Here is an 18,329-nt window from a genome sequence, read left to right as displayed (position 1 = left end):
CGTCGGGTTCGCCGTCGGTGCCGTGGCCTGGTGCGTTCCGTTCGTGCGGGAGCTGGGCCGGCGCGGGGTCACCAGGGGGCTCGTTCCCGGGCGTCGCAGACGGCCTCCCACTCGGCGAAGGTGAGGCACTGCTCGGCGGTGCGCGCGTGGCGGGCCCGGTCCGCCGCCGCGAGCGAGGCGAGGATCCTGTCGCGGATGACGAAGCCGGGCGGATCGGGTTCCGGCTCGGCGGGTGGGTAGAGGCTGTGCAGGCGGGTGCGCACCGTCTCCATGGCCTCCAGGAAGGCCGTGTTGGGCGGGACTGCGTCGGCCGGTTCCTCGCGCTGTCCACATGTGGGGGCTGGCTGGTCCTGGTCGGCGAACTCGCTCCAGCGGGCCATGATCACGCTGGCTGGGGAGGCCGGCCGCCGGGGCACGCGCCAGACCGACAGGTCGGCGGCGATGTCGGCGGCGGACAGGCCGGTGGCTATCCAGGGCCGCAGAGCGAAGGCGAGGCGGCGCAGGCCCTCGCCCTGGGTCCAGGGCACCCGGGGGCGTATCCGGGCGGCGACCGAGACGGCGTGAGCGGCCTGCTGGGTGCTGGCCCGGTAGGGCTCCGGAACCTCGTGCCTGCGACGGGAGCGCGGCCGCGCGCTGCGGGGTGCGCTGGTGTTGTTCTTCTTCCCTCCCATCTCAGCTTTAGGACGTGGGTGGTTGGTCTTACAGGAAGGGGTGTCACGGCGGTGGGAGGGGCGGGTGCGGCGGCGGGCGTCGGCGATGGCCAGCTGGCGTCCCTGTTCGGTGAATCCGATGTGCCGTGCGTGGTAGCCGTGGCCGCTCACACGGTGGCCGAGGGCGTCGTCCCAGGCGCGCGGGACGACGGCGGCGTAGATGGTGGCGGTGCCGGCCCACTCGCCGCTTCCGGCGGGGCGGGTGTTGGCTCGGGTTCCGTGGAGCGCCCAGACGAGGAGGCCGAGCTCGCGCAGGACGGCGATGTGCCGCTCCAGGGTGCGGCGGCTGATGCCGAGGCGCTTGAACATGGTGTCGCGGCAGTAGGCGACGTGCCCGTCGGCGTTCAGGCGCGCGGCGAGGTCGCGCGTGACGCGCAGCGTGGTGTCGCCGGCCTTGGGGTGCAGGCGCTGGTTGATGGCCCAGGTGGCGGCGCGCAGGAAGTCGCCGCGCCGGGTACGCCGGGACGCGGTCGTGCCGATCTCCTGGTCCGCATGCTCGCAGACCGGGTTGAATCGGTTGTTCGGGGATATTCGGTGTTGTCCGCGCGTTGGGCGCGGTGGGGCGGCGGTGGCGTGGACCGGCGCGCGGGCATGCTGCATCATGGGCAGGGCACGCCCTCCTTTCGGGCATGCGTGAGCCCCTCTTCGGTGGGGCCGGGTTCTTCGGGAACCAAGTGATCCGCCCTGGCAGGGGCGGTGTTGCCCGGTCTGCGGACCGGGTTCTTCACCAGGCGGGCTGGACACTCGCCGGGTGGTGGCAGAGATGCGGCGGGGCCGGGGTGCTGGACACACCGGGGGCCTGCTGCCGCGGGGCAGCCCACGGGGGACTGCCCGCTGTCAGATCATGCGCTCATCGGACTCCAGGGTTGCGGGCGGTCAAAGAGGTCAGTGGCCCATGCCGGCGCCGCCGTCGACGGGCACCACGGCGCCGGTGATGTAGGCGGCCTGCTCGGAGGCGAGGAAGGCCACGGTCGCGGCGATCTCTTCGGGGCGGGCGAGGCGGCCGAGGGGGATCTGGGTCTTGAGGGTCTCGAGCTGTTCGTCGCTCAGCGCCTGGCTCATGGACGTCTCGGTGAGGCCGGGGGCCACCACGTTGAAGGTGATGCCGCGGGAGCCGAGTTCGCGGGCCATGGAGCGGGCGAAGCCGACGAGTCCGGCCTTGGAGGCGGCGTAGTTGGCCTGGCCGCTCTCACCGCGCAGGGCGACGGCGGAGGAGATGAACACCACGCGGCCCTTCTTCGCGCGGAGCATGCCGCGCGAGGCGCGCTTGGTGACGCGGAAGGCGCCGGTGAGGTTGGTGTCGACGACGGAGGCGAAGTCGTCCTCGCTCATGCGCATCAGGAGCTGGTCCTTGGTGATGCCGGCGTTCGCGACGAGGACCTCGACAGGACCGTGCTGCTCCTCGACCTCCTTGAACGCGGCGTCGACCTGGTCCATGTCGGTGATGTCGCAGCGGACAGCGAGCAGTCCCTCGGGGGGCTGGCCCGAGCGGTAGGTGATGGCGACGCGGTCGCCGGCTTCGGCGAGGTGACGGGCGATGGCAAGGCCTATGCCGCGGCTGCCGCCGGTGATCAGGACTGAACGGGACACGAGGTGGTGCCTTTCTGTGGTGCTTTGTGGGGGTCTGTAAGTGGTCAACTGGCCCGGCGGGCGCCGGAACGCGTCAGCTGTCCGCTCATTGCTGCGGCCGTGTCCATCACGGCGGCCACGTACCGGGCGCGAGTGGCGGCCCGTCGCATGGGCCCGTCCTTGGCCAGCAGCGCCACGGAACCGGCGACCGTTGAGCCGTACCAGATGGGCGCGGCGATCATGGTGCGGCCGGGCAGCGGGGAAGGGCCGATGGCGTGACCTTCCTCACGGACGGGCGCGGTGTCGATCTTGTTGTCGCCGATGGAGCCGAGGCAGGCGAGGATCGCCAGGCCGGCGGCGTCGGACTCCAGAGGCGCTGATTCAAGAGATCGCAAAGTGATCTGAGGCGACGTGAGGACCTCGTCGGCGTGTGGTCCGTATGCCCGTTCCGCGCAGATCCTCATCGGAGTGCCGATCAGGTGTGGTCGGTAAACAAATACGACCTGGCCTGTTCTCGACTGTAGTGTGACGATCTCGGCCCTCACCGCAGGGGAGGGCGGGCCGGCCTGGAGGGGCTGGGCGGGTGTCGAAGAGGGGGGACCGTGCAGCGCGTCAGTCAGGGCGTAGCGAGCACGCGGCCCGCGCTGTTCGACGGCGCCCTCCCGCATCAAGGCTTGCAGATACCGGTGAGCGGTCGGCGCGGGAAGGTCCGCGGACTCGGCTACCGACGCCAGGGGATGTTCACCCGGCCCGAGACGGATCAGCGCTCTGAGCACCGCCATGGTGCGTGCCACGGCTCCGCCCGTGCGGTCCGGCGGGGTGGCAACGGGATGCAGCAACGCGAACTCCCCCTCGCGGTTGTGGAGGACCTTCGCGTCTCCCACAACGCGGATTCGATCCAGTGGTCGATTCTTCCCGGCCAAGATCCCGCTCACCAGGCTCTGAATTTTCCGGTCCGCGAATTTCAGGAGAGAGCGCTTCCGGTATATCGCGCGGCCTGCACGGGGATGGCAACACGGGGAAGGGTACAAAGTTGAATCAGAAGGAGGCGTTGCAGCAGCTGCTGCAATGGAAGCGCGGAGAGATAGACCCGGTCGAGCTCGGCTGGCCCAAGCGCACCGGACGGGGCCGGCGCTCACGCGGACTGTCCCAAGCCCAGGTCGCCCAGGCGCTGTTCGTCACGGAGAAGACCTACGCCGAGTTCGAGCGCGGGAACACACCTCAGCCGACCGCCGAGTTCCTCGACAACGTCGCCAAGGTGCTGAACATGAACGAGCGCGAGCGGACCGCGCTCTACGTCTATGCGATCGGCTACGAGCCCCCGTTCCCCATGGACCCCATGGCGGGGACGAACGTCGATCCGGCGTGGCAGGTAGCCGTCAACGGCGTCTCGGGGCAGCCCTGTTACATCAATGACGTCGCCTGGAACGTGCTGGCCGCCAACGACGACTTCAAACTCATGTTCCCGCAGCCCGAGGGGAAGTCCCCGGCGCTGCCCGAACGCAACCTGATCCGGTGGATGCTCCTGCGGGAGGACGCGCGCGAGCACCACCTGGTCGACTGGGACACGCGCTGGGCGCCGCAGGTGGCGGCCCAGTTGCGCACGGCGGTCGCCGCGCACCCTGACAACGAAGACCTCCAGCTGCTGGACAAGGAGGTCAACGACGACCCGGTGGCGGGGCCGATCTACCGCGACCACAGCCTGGCGTACATACATCCCGACGGCGACGCGCGGCCGATGCGGCACGCCGGCTTCGTGACCCCGCGCGGCACCGAGGACCACCGGACCCGGTGCTGCGAGCGGCACGCGCCGTCCCAGCTGGGCACCGTCACCATGTGCGCCGCCCAGCCGTTCGGCAGCCCGGGCGCCCGGTTCTTCCTCCTGCCGTTCGTGCCCCACCACTGACACCGCGCCCGCGGTCGCCCCGGCGGAGAGATTTCGTCCGGGCGGCCGCGGCACGCACAATGCATGCCCATGGCTACCACTGACCTGAAGCAGATAGCGCCCGGCGTCTTCGCCTGGCAGCCCGGCCACGACGCGACCTGGGGCCTGGCCAACTGCGGCTTCGTCGTCTCCGGGGGCCAGGCCCTCGTCATCGACACGCCCTACACGCCCGCCCTGACCGACGTCTTCCTCACCGCGGTCCGTACGGCGGCGGGCCCCGGTGTCCCGCTGGACCGGGTCGCTGTCACCCACGCCAACGGTGACCACACCTGGGGTCTTCAGCAGCTTCCCGGCGCCGAGGTCTTCGCCACGCACGCCGCCCTTGAGCACCAGTGCCTGGAGCCGAAGCCGCAGCAGCTGCAGGCTCTCACCCACGACACCGACCCCGGTCAGCCCCTCGGCTGGTATTTCCGGGAGCACTTCGGCAAGTTCGACTTCGCGGGTATACAGGTTCTCCCGCCGACCGCGACGTTCACCGGACGCCACGACATCGAAGTCGGCGACATCCCCGCGGAGCTGCACGAGGTCGGCCCGGCCCACACCGTCGGCGACCTCATCGTCCATCTGCCTGAGCAGCGCGTGGTCTTCGCCGGCGACATCGTCTTCGCGGGAGACCATCCCTCTCACTGGGCCGGCCCCCTGGATCGTGTCTCCGCCGCCTGCCTGCGGATCCTGGACCTCGACCCCGAATGGATCGTCCCCGGCCACGGACCGCTGATGACCCCCGACGACCTGCGGACCTACGTCGCCTACCTCGACGACCTCTCGGACCAGGCGTACGTGATGCACGGCCAGGGCCGGACCGCCATCGAGGCGGCCCGCATCCTGATCAAGGAAGACCGCTACCCCGGCCTCGGCCTTCCCGAGCGGCTCGCGATCACCCTCAGTACGGAATACCGCCACCTCGAGCAGGACACCGCCGCGCCGGACCTGCTGGAGCTGATGGACCACGCGGCACGCATCGCCTGGGACCGCTCCTCGGTCGGCCCGCTCGCGCCCTGACCTCTGCTCCAGCGGCGCACCTCGCCCATTCCGGCTGGTGAAACAGCGCAGCCCACTTCGTTCCGATCATTGAAATACGAACCGCTTGCGCAGCACAGGGGCTTGACCCCCGCTCCCCAGGGGGGTCAACTACCGACGTCGGCGCGCCGTGCACGCACGGGGGAGCGCCCACCCAGGCACTGAGGGCCCTCCCACGCCCGTTGACGTGCGCGGTCGAGCAGCACTCTGTTGCTGGACTCGATTCCGGATGCCGCCGCCGGCCCCCCGGCGGCGGCATCCGCTCGAAGCCGCTCCGCACCAGGGAGAGTTCATGAGCCCCGCCCCCATCGTCTTGCAGATCCCCGTCGCCGTTCCCGAGTTTCTCGCCCCCCGCATCAAGGACCTCCGCCACACCCTCCGCGCCGGCCGGCGCGAGGAGGCCCTGACGGCCGCTCGGACCATCAGCGAGGAACTCGCCGAGAGCCACGGCCCCTTGCACAACTACACCCTCCACGCCCTCGAACTCGTCGCCTTCTGCGCCCAGCTTGCCGAGCAGCCCGCCATGGCCACCGAGGTCTCGGTGCACACCGCCGCGGCCTGGCAGCAGGTTTTGGATGCCACCCACGGCCAGATCCGCCGGCAGGCCCGCAACGCCGCCGCGTCCTGGCTCACCGTCACCAACGCGCCCGACGCTGTCAGGACCGGGACGGGCCTCCTGGCGCTGCTGCAGTCCGTCTACGGCAAGGACCACCCCTCCACACCCTTCGTGGAACGTCGACTTAACGCCATCACCGGGGCCGACCAGGAGGCCGCCCGGAACGCCCTGCGCGCATCGGGACCGGCCCTGCTGATCAAGCCCTGAAGTCCTGGCCACAGCCTTTTCAAAATGCCCGCGCCAGAGGCATATACCGGAAGTGCGGCTACCGGAAAAAACCGGGCCTGGCGGCACCTGATCTTTCTGGCCAGAATCAGGCTCGGACTGATCACGTTGTGGGAGACGCGACGTCCGTGACCGCGAGGGGGAAATCGCGTTGCGACATCTACGAACTGGGCTCGTGCCACATGGGTCCGCATCACTGCTACGACCGGCCGACCTCCGGTCGGGAGCCGGGTGGATGACCGAGTCGACCATCCAGGCTTCGGTGCGAAGCGGCCCTCTTCACCCGCTGGCACCTCGTCACCGGTGGCTCACCGACGGCACGATGCCCCCGCCGCGGCTGGGAGCCAGGCATTGGCCCTGTGCCGTGGCCGTAGGCTCGCCGGGTCCTGGCCTGGCGTGCACCTCCAGAGCCGGCGAAGCGCGGTAGAGGACTCACCTCGCCGCGTTTTGTCCGCCCTGAGCGCGCGCCAGCGCCTGCACCCGACTCCTGAAGGGGATCTGTCGATGGCTTCGACCACCCACCACCGCACCCATGTCCTGCGACTCGCAGGTGCTGTCCTCATGTGCACCGTCGCAGCCGGCGCTCTGGCCGGCTGTGGCTCCGACACACCCAAGAAGACGGCTTCCTCGCCCTCCGCCACCGCTTCCTCGACGCCGTCCAACGATCCGGACCAGGCAGCGAAGGACAAGGTCCTCGCCGCGTACACGAACATGCGCGAGGTCCAGATCAAGATGGCCGCGGACGGAGATCTGCACACCGAGGAACTGGCCAAGTACGCCAGGGGCGATGCCGCCACCGACCTCAAGAAGTCGGTCCTGCGCAACGAGTCGATGGGCATCAAGTTCACCGGCCGTCCTGAGATGAAGCCTCAGGTCACCGCCGTCGACACCAAGGGCAAGACCGCAACGGTCACCGACTGCTTCGACGCGACCAGCTGGAAGCCCGTCTACAAGGACTCCGGCAAGGAGCTCAAGCTCGCGGAGCAGCGTCTGAAGTACCCCGTCACGTCCCAAGCCACGCTGGAGGGCGACACATGGCTCGTCACGAAGATCACAGCCGACCGCACGAAGGGCTGCTGATCCGTTCTGCCCGCGTGCTGGGCCTCGTTGCGGTCCTGACCGCCCTGATACCGGCCGGCCTCGCGTACGCGGGGGGCGCCGGCCACTGCTCCGACGTGGACGTGTGCGTCGACGTCGGAACGCCCGGCAAGCCCGGCACCGGCGGAGGGGGCGGCACCGGCGGAGGAGGCGGCGGGGGCGAAGGAGGCGGGGGCGGAAACGGGATGTGCAAGCTCACCGACGACACCGAGATCCCCTGCATGCCCGGGTACAACCCGGCCGACCGCTGCTTCTACGAGCTCGCGGATCCCCAGCCCCCGTCCGGCCCGGGTCACACCGACATGAACGGCGCGGACACCTCGGGTCCCGGCGCCTTCTACGTGAGGGACTGCATAGTCAACGACGTCGGCGGCATCGTCTGGCTGACCACGCCGCCCGCCACTGTTCTCCCCGACCCCGAGGTGCTGGCGCGTCAGGCCCGGGACAAGATGACGCTGCTGGGCGCGAACATCGGCAGCTCGCCGGGTCCGGACGCCCCTGGTCTCGTCGGCATGCCCGTCTGGCTGTGGAACAACAAGAGCGACACCACCTGGGGTCCCAACAGTGCGACGGCCGCGGTTCCGGGGTTGTCGGTGACGGCCACGGCCCGTGTCACCAAGATCACCTACTCCATGGGAGACGGCGGCTCGGTCACCTGCACGACCGCGGGCACGAAGTACTCCAAGACCTTCGGGGACAAGTCCTCGCCGGACTGCGGCTACCGCTACACCAAGGTCTCCGCCGGCCAGTCGGGCGGGAAGTTCACCATCACCGCGACCAGCTCCTGGGAAGTCACCTGGCAGGCGTCGAACGGTGCAAGCGGGACGCTGCCCGACGAGATCCGTACGTCCAACACCACAGCGCGCGTCGGCGAGCTGCAGGTTGTCAACTAGCGCAAGGAAGACCATCACAATGCCGCGAACCAAGCAGCCGACGGCACCGTCCGAGCCGGGCTCCGCGCCTGTGCTGCTGCCGATTACCAACGACGCCCCGCGCCGCCGACGACGGCCGGTGGTCTTCGGCGCCGGCCTGGCGCTGGCCGCCGTGGGCGCGCTGGTGTCGGTGTGGATGGTCAACGAAGCCGGCGACAAGGTCTCTGTCGTTGCCACCCGGCACCCCATTGCGGCGGGCGAGAACATCAAGGCGTCGGATCTGGTGGCCACCGAGATATCCCACGACACCCAGCTGCGCTCGCTGCCCGCTTCCCGCGCATCCGACATCATCGGCAAGCCGGCCGCAGCCGACCTGCCGAGCGGTGCGCTGGTCACTGAGGACTCCGTGAGCGCCGAATCCAGTGTGACCAAGGGCAAGTCCGTGGTGGGCATCCTCGCCAAGCCCGGCCAGTTGCCCATCCAGACGCTGCGCACCGGCGATGCGGTCACCATCGTCCACACCCCTCAGGACGGCAGCGCCTCAGCCTCCTCTACCAAGGCAGGTTCCACCCCGGACAGTCTTCCTGCCGTCGTGTCCCGCGTCGGCGCGCCCGACGCCAACGGCGCCGTGGTCGTCGACGTTGCCGCGGCCGAGGTGAACAGCACGTCGCTTGCTGCCTGGGCTGCCGGCGGCAACGTTGCCATCGTGCTGAAGGCGACAAGCTGATGGCGGTCATCGCACTGGTGTCGGGAAAGTCCAGCGGCGTCACCTGCTCGGCACTCGCGCTCGCCCTCTCCTCGCCGAAGCCTTCCTTGCTGGTCGAGGCCGACCCCGCCGGCGGCACGATCCGCGCCGGCTACCTGGGCGGAGAAGGCAACGCAGCCACCGGACTGCACCGGCTGGCGGCCGCAGACCGCCAGGGCACCCTCGCGCGGGAGTTCTCCCAGCACTTCGTCAGCCTGGACCGCGACAACACCGGCCAGCGGATGCTCCTGCCGGGACTGACGGACCCCACGCAGGCGGCATCACTCAGCCGCACCTGGGAACCCATCTCCCGGCTGCTCGGCGTGATGGACCAGACCGGCCACGACGTGATCATCGACGCGGGCCGCATCCTCACCGAGTCCGAGACCCGGCTGTCCACCACCCGCTACCCAACGCCGCTGCTGCACCGCGCCGACGCCGTCCTCATGGTCGTCCGCACCACCCAGGCCTCGATCGCGGCTGCCGCGCCCGCCGTGCGGGTCCTGAGGGAGGAACTCGCGCACCACGGCACGGGTTCCGACGCACTCGGGCTGCTGCTGATCGAGGAGGGTTCCTTCAACTCGAGCCAGGTGCAGCAGCACTTGATGGCACCGGTGGTCGGCATGCTCGCGTGGGACCCCGACAGCGCCGACGTCTTCACGCACGGGGCCTACAAGAAAATGCCGCGCACCCTTCTGCGGTCCGCGCGCACAGCCCACCAAACGATCAATGAGCTGGTGACCAGGCGGCGCGTGCAGCTGCAGCCGGCCGGAATGCAGGCGGTCACCGGGAGGGCATCATGACCGACACCAGGCCGGAGACCACGGCCCACGACTACACCGCCCTCTTCGCCCAGGCGCTCCAGGAGAGCCCCACGCAGGACGCGCCGGTTCTCCGGCCCGTGCCCGCGCAGGTGTCTCCGGCCGGCCTCCCTCAGGGCCTCGTACGGGTTCCCGACACCGCGGTGCCGGCCGCGCTCCCGGTCGGCCACGAAGTTCTCGCCGAGCTGCGTTCACAGGCCAGCATGAAGATCGGCGAGGCCGCCGGTGCCGACGCGTCCATGACCGAGCAGGACCGCCGGCAGCGCGGACAGTCGATCATCAGACAGGTCGTCTCGGAATGGGCGACGAAGTACGCGGCCAGCGGATCGGATCTGACGCCCCAGCAGGAGCGTGCAGTACGCGAGGCGGTCTTCGACGAGTTGTTCCGCGCCGGCCGTCTCCAGCCTCTCCTGGACGACCCGCACGTCGAGAACATCATCATCTACGGCGACAAGGTGCGGGTCGACTACGCCGACCGTCCGACACGCACCTGGGACCCGATCGCGAAGACCGACCGCGACCTGATCAACCTCATCAACCACCTGGCGCGCATGCAGGGTCAGGGCGAGCGGGCGCTGACGCCGGCCACGCCGAACCTGAACCTCCGTCTGGCCGACGGATCGCGTCTGGCGGCGTCTGCGTACGTCACGCCGCGGCCGAGCATCGTCATCCGCCGCCACCGCACCCGCGGCCAGGGCCTGAACGACATGGTGCGCTGGGGCACGATCGACGCCTCGCTCGCGCACTTCCTGACCGCCGCGGTCAAGGGCCGCAAGAACATCATCGTGGTCGGCTCCCAGGGCGTGGGAAAAACGTCCCTGCTGCGCGCCATGGCCCGAGAAATCCCGAGCACCGAGCGCGTGGGCACGCTGGAGTCGGAGTACGAGCTCCATCTCCACGAGGACCCCGAGGGTCCAGAGGTCGTCGCCTACGAAGGGCGCGAGTCCAACGGTGAGCGCGGGGCCGACGGCAAGCTCCAGGGCGAGCTGTCCCTGTCCGACCTCTTCCCGCAGCTCCTGCGTATGTCGCTGCGGCGCGTGATTGTCGGCGAGGTCCGCTCCAAAGAGGTCGTGCCGATGCTGCACGCGATGAACGAGGGCGAGGGCGGGTCGATGGCCACCCTGCACGCCCGCAGCCCCCAGCTGTCGATCGAGCGCCTGGCCACCTTGTGTCTGGAGGCCGGCATCGGAATGACCGAAGCGCTGGCCTACCGGCTCATCGCCCAAGCCGTCGACTTCGTCGTCTACGTACGGCTGGTCGACGAGACCGAGCTCGTCGACCAGCGCGGCAAGCCGGGACGTAAGCACCGATTCGTCAGCCACGTCATGGAGATCACCGGCATCGGCGAGGGCGGTCGCCCCTCCCACCAGATGGTCTTCGCTCCCCGCGAGCAGGACGGGCGCCGGGAGCCGAGGGCCGTGCCCCACGGGAACATCTCCCAAAGCAACCTGGAAGACCTCGTCCGGGCCGGGCTGGACCGCACCGTCATGCAGCGACCGTGGGGCAGCTGGGGCGCGCCGCTGGAATCGGTGATGCCGCTGTGACGCTCACCCTCAACTCCCTGCTCGCCGCGCTCGGCGGTCTCGCCGCCGTCGGCGGACTCGCCCTGGCGGTCGCCGGCGGCGTCGGCTGGGCACCGTCGACGACGGTGCGCCGCCGCAGCCGCCTTGAGCGCAAGATCCGGGCCGTTTTCGTCAAGGACGCCCGTACGCCGACCTCCTGGTGGGCCCGGGGCCAGACACGCCTGGCCGGCTCTGCCGTGGCGGGCCTCGGCGTGTGGCTGTTCACCGGCTGGCTGATGGGCGGCCTGGTCACCGTCGCCGTCGTCATCGGCCTGCCCTGGCTGCTGAACACCTCCGGCTCCGGCAAGTCGCAGATCGACAAGCTGGAGGCGATCGAGGAATGGGTGCGGCGCATGTCCGACATCCACACCGTCGGCGTCAGTCTGGAGGCCACTATCCAGCGCAGCCTGGAGACCGTCCCGGGCGCCATCCGGGAGGAGGTCCGCCTCCTCGTCTCACGCCAGCAGGCCGGATGGGTGCCCCAGGACGCCTACCGGGCCTTCGCCGACGAGCTGAACGACGCGATGGTCGACGAGGTCGCCGCTCTGCTGATCCTGCACGTCGAGGACCGAGGCAGCGGACTGAGCAAGGCTCTTCGTGAACTTGCCGAAGCCCTCCAGCATGAAGTGCTCTCACGGCGTGAGGTCGAGGCCGACCGGCAAAAGCCCCGCACCAACGACCGCTGGGTGACCATCTTCTGCCTGGCGATCTTCGGAGTCACCGCGTTCTCCGGCGCCTACGTCGAGCCCTACGACACCCTTGCCGGGCATCTCGTCCTGGCCTTCGTCGCCGTCGCCTTCGTCCTGGTCAAGATCTGGATGCGACGCATGGCGATCCTCGAACCCGCGCCCCGGTTCCTGTCGCCGGCCGACCGCTCCGGCGGCCAGATCGCCAAGGAGACGCCGTGATCTTCTCCCCCTATGCCATCGTCGGCGGCGCCGTCACCGGCCTCGGCCTGGTCATCGCCGCCCGCGGCATCCTGCCCGGTCGGCCCGACCTCGGCGACGTTCTGTCCCGCATGGATGCCACCCGGCTCGAGAACCTCGACCGCAACCGAGACAGCCAGCCCAACTCCCTCATGGAGAAGGCCGGTGCCTTCCTGCTGCGCACCGTCGGCGAAGGCACCCTGCGCCTGCCCCGCCAGCAGCTGGAGCTCGTCGGCCGGTCCCCCGCCGCGCACCTCGGGCGCAAGATCGGCCTCGCGCTGTACGGACTGCTGCTGCCTGTGCTGGCGGTGGGCCTGGCCAACCTGGCCGGCTACCCCTTCCCCGTGGCGATCCCGGCGATGGCGGGCCTCGGCCTCGCGATCGTCTTCTGGCTCCTGCCGGACCTGCAGCTCAAGCAGCAGGCCGTGGAAGCCAAGGACGACTTCCGGTACGCCGTCAAGGCATACCTGCGGCTCGTCCAGCTCGAACGCGCCGCTGACGCCGCCCCCACCCAGGCCCTGAAACGGGCCGCAGACGTCGGCGAAGGCTGGGTCTTCGCGAAGATCCGGGACACCATCACCCGCGCTGAACTCGAAGGCATCAGCCCGTGGGAGGGCCTCAAGCGGCTCTCACTCGAACTCGACGTCCCTGAACTCGGAGCGCCGGCCGACATCATCGCGATCGCCGGTGAGGAAGGCGCGGCCGTCGGCGACACCCTCGGCGCGCAGGCCAAGTCGCTCTCCGGCGCCCTGGTCACCACGGCGAAGGCCCAGGCCAACATGGCCTCCGAAAAAATGGTGATGCCTGTCGCGATGCTCGTCCTGATCATGACCGTATACATCGGCTATCCCGCGATCGCGCGGATCATGGCCAGCTAACTCCCTAAAGAGACAAGGAAATCCACGATGGGCAACGACCCCAACCTCACCTTCCTGAAGACCTTCTTCAGCGCCCGGATCGAGCGGCTGCGCAACGTCCGCGACGACCGAGGCTCAATCTCGATCGAGACGATGATGATCGTCGCGGGCCTCGTCGTCGTCGCCGCGATCGCCGCCGGCGTCATCCTCACCAAGGTCAACGAGAAGTCGAAAGAGATCAAGTGATCCGACTTCGCCGGGCTCTCCGCCGTTGGTCCCGCGCGCTCGCCGAGCGCGACGCGCGGGACCGCGGAGCCGTGTCCCTGGAGATGCTCATCGTCTTCCCAGCCGTACTGCTGATCATCCTGACGGTCGTGCACGTCGGCCTGTGGTGGCACGCGCGCAACGTGGCGATGTCCGCCGCACAGCTGGGGGTTGAGTCCGCCCGCGTACGAGGAGCGTCTGCAGGGACCGGCACTGCCGAGGCCCGGGAGTTCCTCTCCAGGGCCGGCGGCACCATCTCCGGCACGTCGGTAAGCGGGAGCAAGGGAGCGACGGTGACCATCCGTGTCACCGGCTACGTCGACACGATGATCCCCGGCCTGAAGCTGAAGATCGACCAGCATGCCGACGCGGCCGCCGAGCGCATCACGGAGGCCCGGTGAGTATCGCCGAAAGACTCCGCGACGACCGCGGCGCCCTGTCGCTGGAAGCGGTCATCCTGTTTCCCGTCCTCATTCTGGTGCTGCTGCTGGTCATCGCGTTCGGCCGGATCGGGTCCGCCGGCAACGCCGTCGACACCGCGGCTCGCAACGCAGCGCGCGCAGCCTCGCTGGAACGCACCGGCGGTGCCGCCAGTTCCGCCGGATCGCAAATGGCGCGCAGCGTGCTGGACCAGCAAGGACTGCAGTGCACGTCCACCTCCATATCCGTCTCTACCGGCGGGTTCTCCGCGCAGATCGGTGAGCCGGCCTCGACCACCGCCACGGTGACCTGCGTGGTGCGGCTCTCGGATATCGGATTGCCCGGACTGCCCGGGTCCAAGATTCTGACCAGCAGCTTTACCTCGTCAATCGACTCCTACCGCCAGCGCGGCTGACAGGACCACCGCATGCCACCCGCCCGCTTCGCCCTCACCCACCGGATCCGTCGCGCCCTGCGCAATGACCGGGGCGCGATGAGCGTGTTCGCCCTCGTGACCATCGTGGCGCTCTTCGCCGTGGCCGCGCTCGTCTACGACGGCGCCGGCAAACTGCGAGCGCTCACCCACGCCGAGGGCGTTGCCGCCGAGGCAGCGCGAGCCGGTGGCCAGGCCGTCGATGCGAGCAAGGCGATCTCCGGCGACGGCATCACCGTCGACCGCAACGCGGCCGTCGCCGCGGCACGGACCTACCTCAGCCACGCAGGGGTCAGCGGCACGGTGAGCGTGAGCGAGGACGGCGGATCCCTGGAGGTGACCGTGACCGAGTCGTACAGCGCCGTGTTCCTCGCTGGTGCCAGCGGGTCCGTCACCGGCCACGGCAGCGCCAATCTCGTCTACAAGGGGTGACGATCATGAGAAACCGCAGTACCGCCGCCACCCTGGTCCGTGCGCTCGTCGCCTTGGTGGCCTTGGTCGCGCTCCTGGTGGGCGTGCCCGCCGTTCTACTCGGCATCGGAGTCCTGCCCGACCACGTCCCCGGCTTCGACGAGATCACCGCCGCGCTCACCAGTCCCGACTCCGGCCAGTTGTTCCTGGGCGCCATCACCCTCATCGGCTGGTACGGCTGGCTCAGCTTCGTGGCCTCGGTCGTCCTGGAGACGGGCGCCGCGCTGCGCCACGTCCGGGCGCCCCGGATCCGCCTGCTGGGCGGATCCCAGCAGCTCGCTGGCGCGCTCGTCGGCGGCATCCTCGTCCTGCTGCCGGCGGGCACCGCGATGGCAACTCCCGCCAGCGCCGCCCCCGCCACCGTGGCCACGGCCAGCGTCACCGCCGACGCCCACTCCACAACGGCCACCTCAACCAAGGCTGCGTCCTCTTCTTCCGCGGCCTGGGACGGCCCCGTCCACCACGTCCAGGACGGCGACACGCTCTGGGACATCGCGGAGAAGCGCCTGGGTGCCGGAATCGAGTGGCACCGGATCGTCGACGCCAACGAAGGCGTACGCCAAGCAGACGGCTCCCTCGTCACCGCCGACACCACCGTCCTGCAGCCCGGCTGGACCCTGCGCCTTCCCGCCGACGCCGCACCCGCCGCCGATCACGGCGGAGCCCGTCCGCAGACCGCCGGCTCCAAGGCCGCGGCCGAGACCCACACCGTCCGCGCCGGCGAAACGCTGACCGGCATCGCCGAGGACGAGCTCGGCGACGCCGACGACTATCCCCGGATCGTCGAAGCGAACAAGGGCGTGAAGCAGGCCGATGGGCGCACCCTCGGCGACCCCGACGAGATCTACCCCGGCTGGAAACTGCAGATCCCCGCCGCGGCCGGCAGCGACCAAAGCGACTCAAAGCCGCACGAGGCCCAGCCGCCGCGCGAGCAGCCCACCGACCAGGGCAAGGACCAGGGCAAGGCCGAAGACCAACCTGGCTCTGACCAGACGCAGCCGCCCGCCCAGGACAAGCCGGGCCCGGGCGCCGAGAACGGGGAGAAGGGCGGAACTGCCCAGACCCCCGGCCAGGGCACTGACAAGGACGCCCAGGACGGTGAGCAGCCGACCGCCCGGCCGGAGACCCCCACCCAGCAGCCCTCCGCGCACACCCCCGCGCCCGATCGCGAACAGCACGGCACGCCCACCCAGGCACCCCAAGCCCACGACACCGCGGACGGCTCCGACAGCGGGGACCAGAGCGTGCAGACGATCGCCGCGGCGGGAAGCATCCTGGCCGCGGCCGTCCTCGCGGTCATCGCGACCCGTCGCGCGCGCCAGCAGCGCCGACGGCGCCCCAAGCGGCGCATCCCCATGCCCTCCGGTGCCACCGCGGACTTCGAAAAGCAGCTGCGCGTCGCGTCCGACATCACCGGCACCGCGCTCGCCGACCGCGCCCTGCGCACCCTGGCTGCCAACTGCAGCCAAGCCGGCCGGCCCCTGCCGGAAGTCGAAGCGATGCGCATCACCGCGCGCGGAGTCGAGCTCCACCTGGCCGCCGCCACCCCGCCGCTGGAACCGTTCTCCGAGCACGAGGACAACCCGACCGTGTGGTCGTGCCCCACCCGGGGCGCGAACCTCCTCGACGAAGACGAGGCCGCCGACATCACCGCGCCCTACCCGGCCCTGGTGAGCCTCGGCGAGACCGAGGACGGCGACGCGGTCCTGGTCAACCTGGAGAGCATCGGCCTGCTGCGCCTGGCCGGCAGTCCGGCCGACGTCCGCGCGGTCATGCTCGCCCTCGCCGTTGAACTCGCCTCCTCCAAGCTGGCGCCCGACACGCAGATCGTCCTCGCCGGCGCCGGCAGCGACCTGCACCACCTCTACCCCGACCAGATCGAGCACCACGCAGACCTCGGCCCGGCCGCCACCGAACTCCAGGCGCACGACGCCTTCCAGCGCCAGGCCCTCACCGACGGCGGCCACGACCACCTGCGGGCCGCCCGGCTCGGCGAGGACGGCGGCGACACGTGGATCCCCCGCATCCTCATCGCCACCGCCCCGCCCACGGGCCCGGCCGTCGCCGAGCTCGAGGACCTCCTCGCCTCCCGGCCCCGCACCTCGGTCGCGGTCGTCACCGCCGCGGGCGGCGAACTCGACCTGCCCGGCGCCTGGACGCTGCCCGCCCAGCCCGGCACCACCGTCGAACTGCCCGACCTGGACCTGGCGGTCAAGCTCCAGCACCTGGACGACGACTCCTACGACCGGCTCGTCCAGCTGATCGCCACCTCCAGCCGCACCGACGACGTCCCCCCGCCGGCGTGGACGGGGCACACCGGGTCGGCCGACACCAACGGGCCCCGCCCCACCGTTCCGGTCAGCGAGGACTCCGCGCTCGCTCCGGAGACCAGCGCCGCCCCTGCAATGACCACCACGGTCGCCACGCAGGGCAGCGGCCTGGCGACCGCTCTGCCGGCCTTCACCGCCTTCTCCCCCGCCCTGATCGACGACGACGCCCAGAGCGGAAACGGCGACAGCTGGGAGGAAGAGGAGGACGGCAGCGCCCTGTCCCCCGCAGTCGCGGGCTCCCCCGCCCCCGACGACCAGCCCGACGAGCACACCGACAGCAACGCCGCCGGTGAGCCCACCGACTGGGAGGACGGCGAGCCTGCTGAGGACGGCGACCCCGAGGAAGCGTCCGCGCTGGGTGCCGAGGTGTGGGACAGCGCCGAGCCGGAGCAGGACTTCGAAAAGGTCCTCGACGAAGTACTCGGCGAGCAGGAGGACGACTCCCCGGCGTCGCCCGACGAGAACGAGGACGAGTCCGGCCTGACCGCGGCCGCGCTCGGCGAGACCACGACAGCCGCGACAGCGACCGAAGCACGGATCATCCCCCGCCCCAGCGCCGCGACCTCCACCGTCCTGGCCGCGCTGGCCACCCCGCCGGCCGAGCCCGCAGGCCCCCAGGTCCAGGTCCTCGGCCCGGTGAAACTGGCCGGCGCGCAGGGCCGGGTGGGCAGCAACCGGCACAACCACCTTCTGGAGATCGCCGCCTGGCTCGTGCTGCACCCGGGCCTGGGCCGCCAGGACCTCGACAACGCGATCTGGCCCGGGCTGCGAAAGACCTCCAGCACCCGCAACACCGCGATCTCGCGGCTGCGTTCCTGGCTCGGCCCCAACCCCCACCTTCCCGCCGACGACCCCCGGGGCGCCTACCTTCCCGCGGTCACCGAAGGCGTCTACCGGCTCGGCCCCGCCGTCACCTCGGACTGGGACCGCTTCAAGGAGCTGTACCAGCAGGGCATGCACCACGACGGGCAGGACGCCGACGTCGCCCTCGCCCACGCCCTGGCCCTCGTACGCGGCCGCCCCTTCGCGGATGTCGACCCCTCCAAGTACTGCTGGGCGGAGGCCGACATCCAGGAGATGATCAGCGCGATCGTCGACGTCGCCCACGAACTCGCTGAACGCCGCCGCCAGATCCGCGACTACCGGGCGGCAGCCCAGGCCGTCACCAAGGGCATGCTCGTCGACTCCCAGAGCGAGCTGCTCTACCGGGACCTCTTCACGATCTGCCACGAGATGGGCGACCGGGAGGGCCTGGAGCGCGCCGCCGCCCAGTTGGCCCGAATCAACGCCGAGGAAGGCGTCGACTCCTCGCCCGAGACCGTGGGCCTGCTGCGCACGCTCCTCAAGGGCGAGAGGATCCAGCCCACTTTGGGGTCCGCGGCCTCATGACGCGTCTCAGATTCACCGACCTCCGGTGTCACACCGCACCGCTCGATCGCACCTGT

Annotated in this window: 18 protein-coding genes and 1 pseudogene; 15 read left to right on the top strand and 4 right to left on the bottom strand. The window is 70.4% G+C overall.

The genetic code is table 11. The annotated features are described in order from the left end of the window. Positions 1–68: 68 nt before the first annotated feature. The 4 genes and pseudogenes from ACF07B_RS29020 to ACF07B_RS29005 form a co-directional block, all read right to left on the bottom strand. Positions 69–1,313, bottom strand: coding sequence for a hypothetical protein (locus ACF07B_RS29020; RefSeq protein WP_392181123.1), 1,245 nt, complete (start codon positions 1,311–1,313; stop codon positions 69–71). Between the two features lie 282 nt (positions 1,314–1,595). Further along, positions 1,596–2,300, bottom strand: a complete 705-nt coding sequence (locus ACF07B_RS29015) for a beta-ketoacyl-ACP reductase (RefSeq protein ID WP_392181122.1) — start codon at positions 2,298–2,300, stop codon at positions 1,596–1,598. A gap of 44 nt (positions 2,301–2,344) precedes the next feature. Beyond that, complete coding sequence (locus ACF07B_RS29010; protein WP_392181222.1) at positions 2,345–2,674, bottom strand: hypothetical protein; 330 nt, start codon at positions 2,672–2,674, stop codon at positions 2,345–2,347. 306 nt (positions 2,675–2,980) lie between these two features. Beyond that, a pseudogene (locus tag ACF07B_RS29005) lies at positions 2,981–3,061 on the bottom strand (hypothetical protein); the annotation flags it as partial. 251 nt (positions 3,062–3,312) lie between these two features. On the opposite strand from ACF07B_RS29005, the gene ACF07B_RS29000 reads away from it, so the two are divergent. The 15 genes from ACF07B_RS29000 to ACF07B_RS28930 all read left to right on the top strand — a co-directional run bounded on the left by ACF07B_RS29000 (position 3,313) and on the right by ACF07B_RS28930 (position 18,273). Then, entirely contained in the window at positions 3,313–4,185 is an 873-nt protein-coding gene (locus ACF07B_RS29000; RefSeq protein ID WP_392181121.1) for a helix-turn-helix domain-containing protein, read from the top strand. A 69-nt stretch (positions 4,186–4,254) separates the two neighbouring features. Next, positions 4,255–5,226, top strand: a complete 972-nt coding sequence (locus tag ACF07B_RS28995) for an MBL fold metallo-hydrolase (protein WP_392181120.1) — start codon at positions 4,255–4,257, stop codon at positions 5,224–5,226. Between the two features lie 310 nt (positions 5,227–5,536). Then, the gene (locus ACF07B_RS28990; RefSeq protein WP_024127093.1) at positions 5,537–6,067 is read left to right on the top strand and encodes a hypothetical protein; all 531 of its coding nucleotides are present in this window, start codon (positions 5,537–5,539) and stop codon (positions 6,065–6,067) included. Between the two features lie 522 nt (positions 6,068–6,589). After that, complete coding sequence (locus tag ACF07B_RS28985) at positions 6,590–7,165, top strand: hypothetical protein (protein WP_024127094.1); 576 nt, start codon at positions 6,590–6,592, stop codon at positions 7,163–7,165. Beyond that, the gene (locus tag ACF07B_RS28980; protein ID WP_392181119.1) at positions 7,120–8,076 is read left to right on the top strand and encodes an ATP-binding protein; all 957 of its coding nucleotides are present in this window, start codon (positions 7,120–7,122) and stop codon (positions 8,074–8,076) included. The genes ACF07B_RS28985 and ACF07B_RS28980 overlap by 46 nt, the downstream gene beginning before the upstream one ends. A 19-nt stretch (positions 8,077–8,095) precedes the next feature. Further along, positions 8,096–8,782, top strand: a complete 687-nt coding sequence (locus tag ACF07B_RS28975; RefSeq protein ID WP_392181118.1) for a flagella basal body P-ring formation protein FlgA — start codon at positions 8,096–8,098, stop codon at positions 8,780–8,782. Continuing rightward, positions 8,782–9,603 (top strand): hypothetical protein, encoded by an 822-nt coding sequence (locus ACF07B_RS28970; protein WP_392181117.1) that lies wholly within the window; start codon positions 8,782–8,784, stop codon positions 9,601–9,603. Before ACF07B_RS28975 ends, ACF07B_RS28970 begins: the two co-directional genes overlap by 1 nt. Next, the gene (locus tag ACF07B_RS28965) at positions 9,600–11,165 is read left to right on the top strand and encodes a CpaF family protein (RefSeq protein ID WP_024127098.1); all 1,566 of its coding nucleotides are present in this window, start codon (positions 9,600–9,602) and stop codon (positions 11,163–11,165) included. Before ACF07B_RS28970 ends, ACF07B_RS28965 begins: the two co-directional genes overlap by 4 nt. Continuing rightward, entirely contained in the window at positions 11,162–12,091 is a 930-nt protein-coding gene (locus tag ACF07B_RS28960; protein WP_392181116.1) for a type II secretion system F family protein, read from the top strand. Before ACF07B_RS28965 ends, ACF07B_RS28960 begins: the two co-directional genes overlap by 4 nt. After that, positions 12,088–12,987 carry a type II secretion system F family protein gene (locus ACF07B_RS28955; RefSeq protein ID WP_024127100.1) on the top strand — a complete coding sequence of 300 codons (900 nt, stop codon included), beginning with the start codon at positions 12,088–12,090 and terminating at the stop codon, positions 12,985–12,987. Before ACF07B_RS28960 ends, ACF07B_RS28955 begins: the two co-directional genes overlap by 4 nt. A 27-nt stretch (positions 12,988–13,014) precedes the next feature. Next, positions 13,015–13,212, top strand: a complete 198-nt coding sequence (locus ACF07B_RS28950; RefSeq protein WP_392181115.1) for a hypothetical protein — start codon at positions 13,015–13,017, stop codon at positions 13,210–13,212. Continuing rightward, positions 13,209–13,631: a TadE family protein gene (locus ACF07B_RS28945; protein WP_212728701.1), complete on the top strand. Its 423-nt coding sequence runs from the start codon at positions 13,209–13,211 to the stop codon at positions 13,629–13,631. Before ACF07B_RS28950 ends, ACF07B_RS28945 begins: the two co-directional genes overlap by 4 nt. Next, on the top strand, positions 13,628–14,065 hold the full coding sequence (locus tag ACF07B_RS28940) for a TadE/TadG family type IV pilus assembly protein (protein ID WP_392181114.1): 438 nt from the start codon (positions 13,628–13,630) through the stop codon (positions 14,063–14,065). Before ACF07B_RS28945 ends, ACF07B_RS28940 begins: the two co-directional genes overlap by 4 nt. Before the next feature lie 12 nt (positions 14,066–14,077). Beyond that, positions 14,078–14,515 (top strand): hypothetical protein, encoded by a 438-nt coding sequence (locus ACF07B_RS28935; RefSeq protein WP_024127104.1) that lies wholly within the window; start codon positions 14,078–14,080, stop codon positions 14,513–14,515. 5 nt (positions 14,516–14,520) lie between these two features. Further along, positions 14,521–18,273, top strand: a complete 3,753-nt coding sequence (locus tag ACF07B_RS28930) for a LysM peptidoglycan-binding domain-containing protein (protein WP_392181113.1) — start codon at positions 14,521–14,523, stop codon at positions 18,271–18,273. Positions 18,274–18,329: the final 56 nt, after the last annotated feature.

The organism is Streptomyces sp. NPDC015532, from assembly GCF_043078065.1.
Taxonomy (GTDB): domain Bacteria; phylum Actinomycetota; class Actinomycetes; order Streptomycetales; family Streptomycetaceae; genus Streptomyces.
The sequence above is the reverse complement of the archived record's forward strand: the minus strand, read 5'-3'. Positions and strand labels throughout refer to the sequence as shown.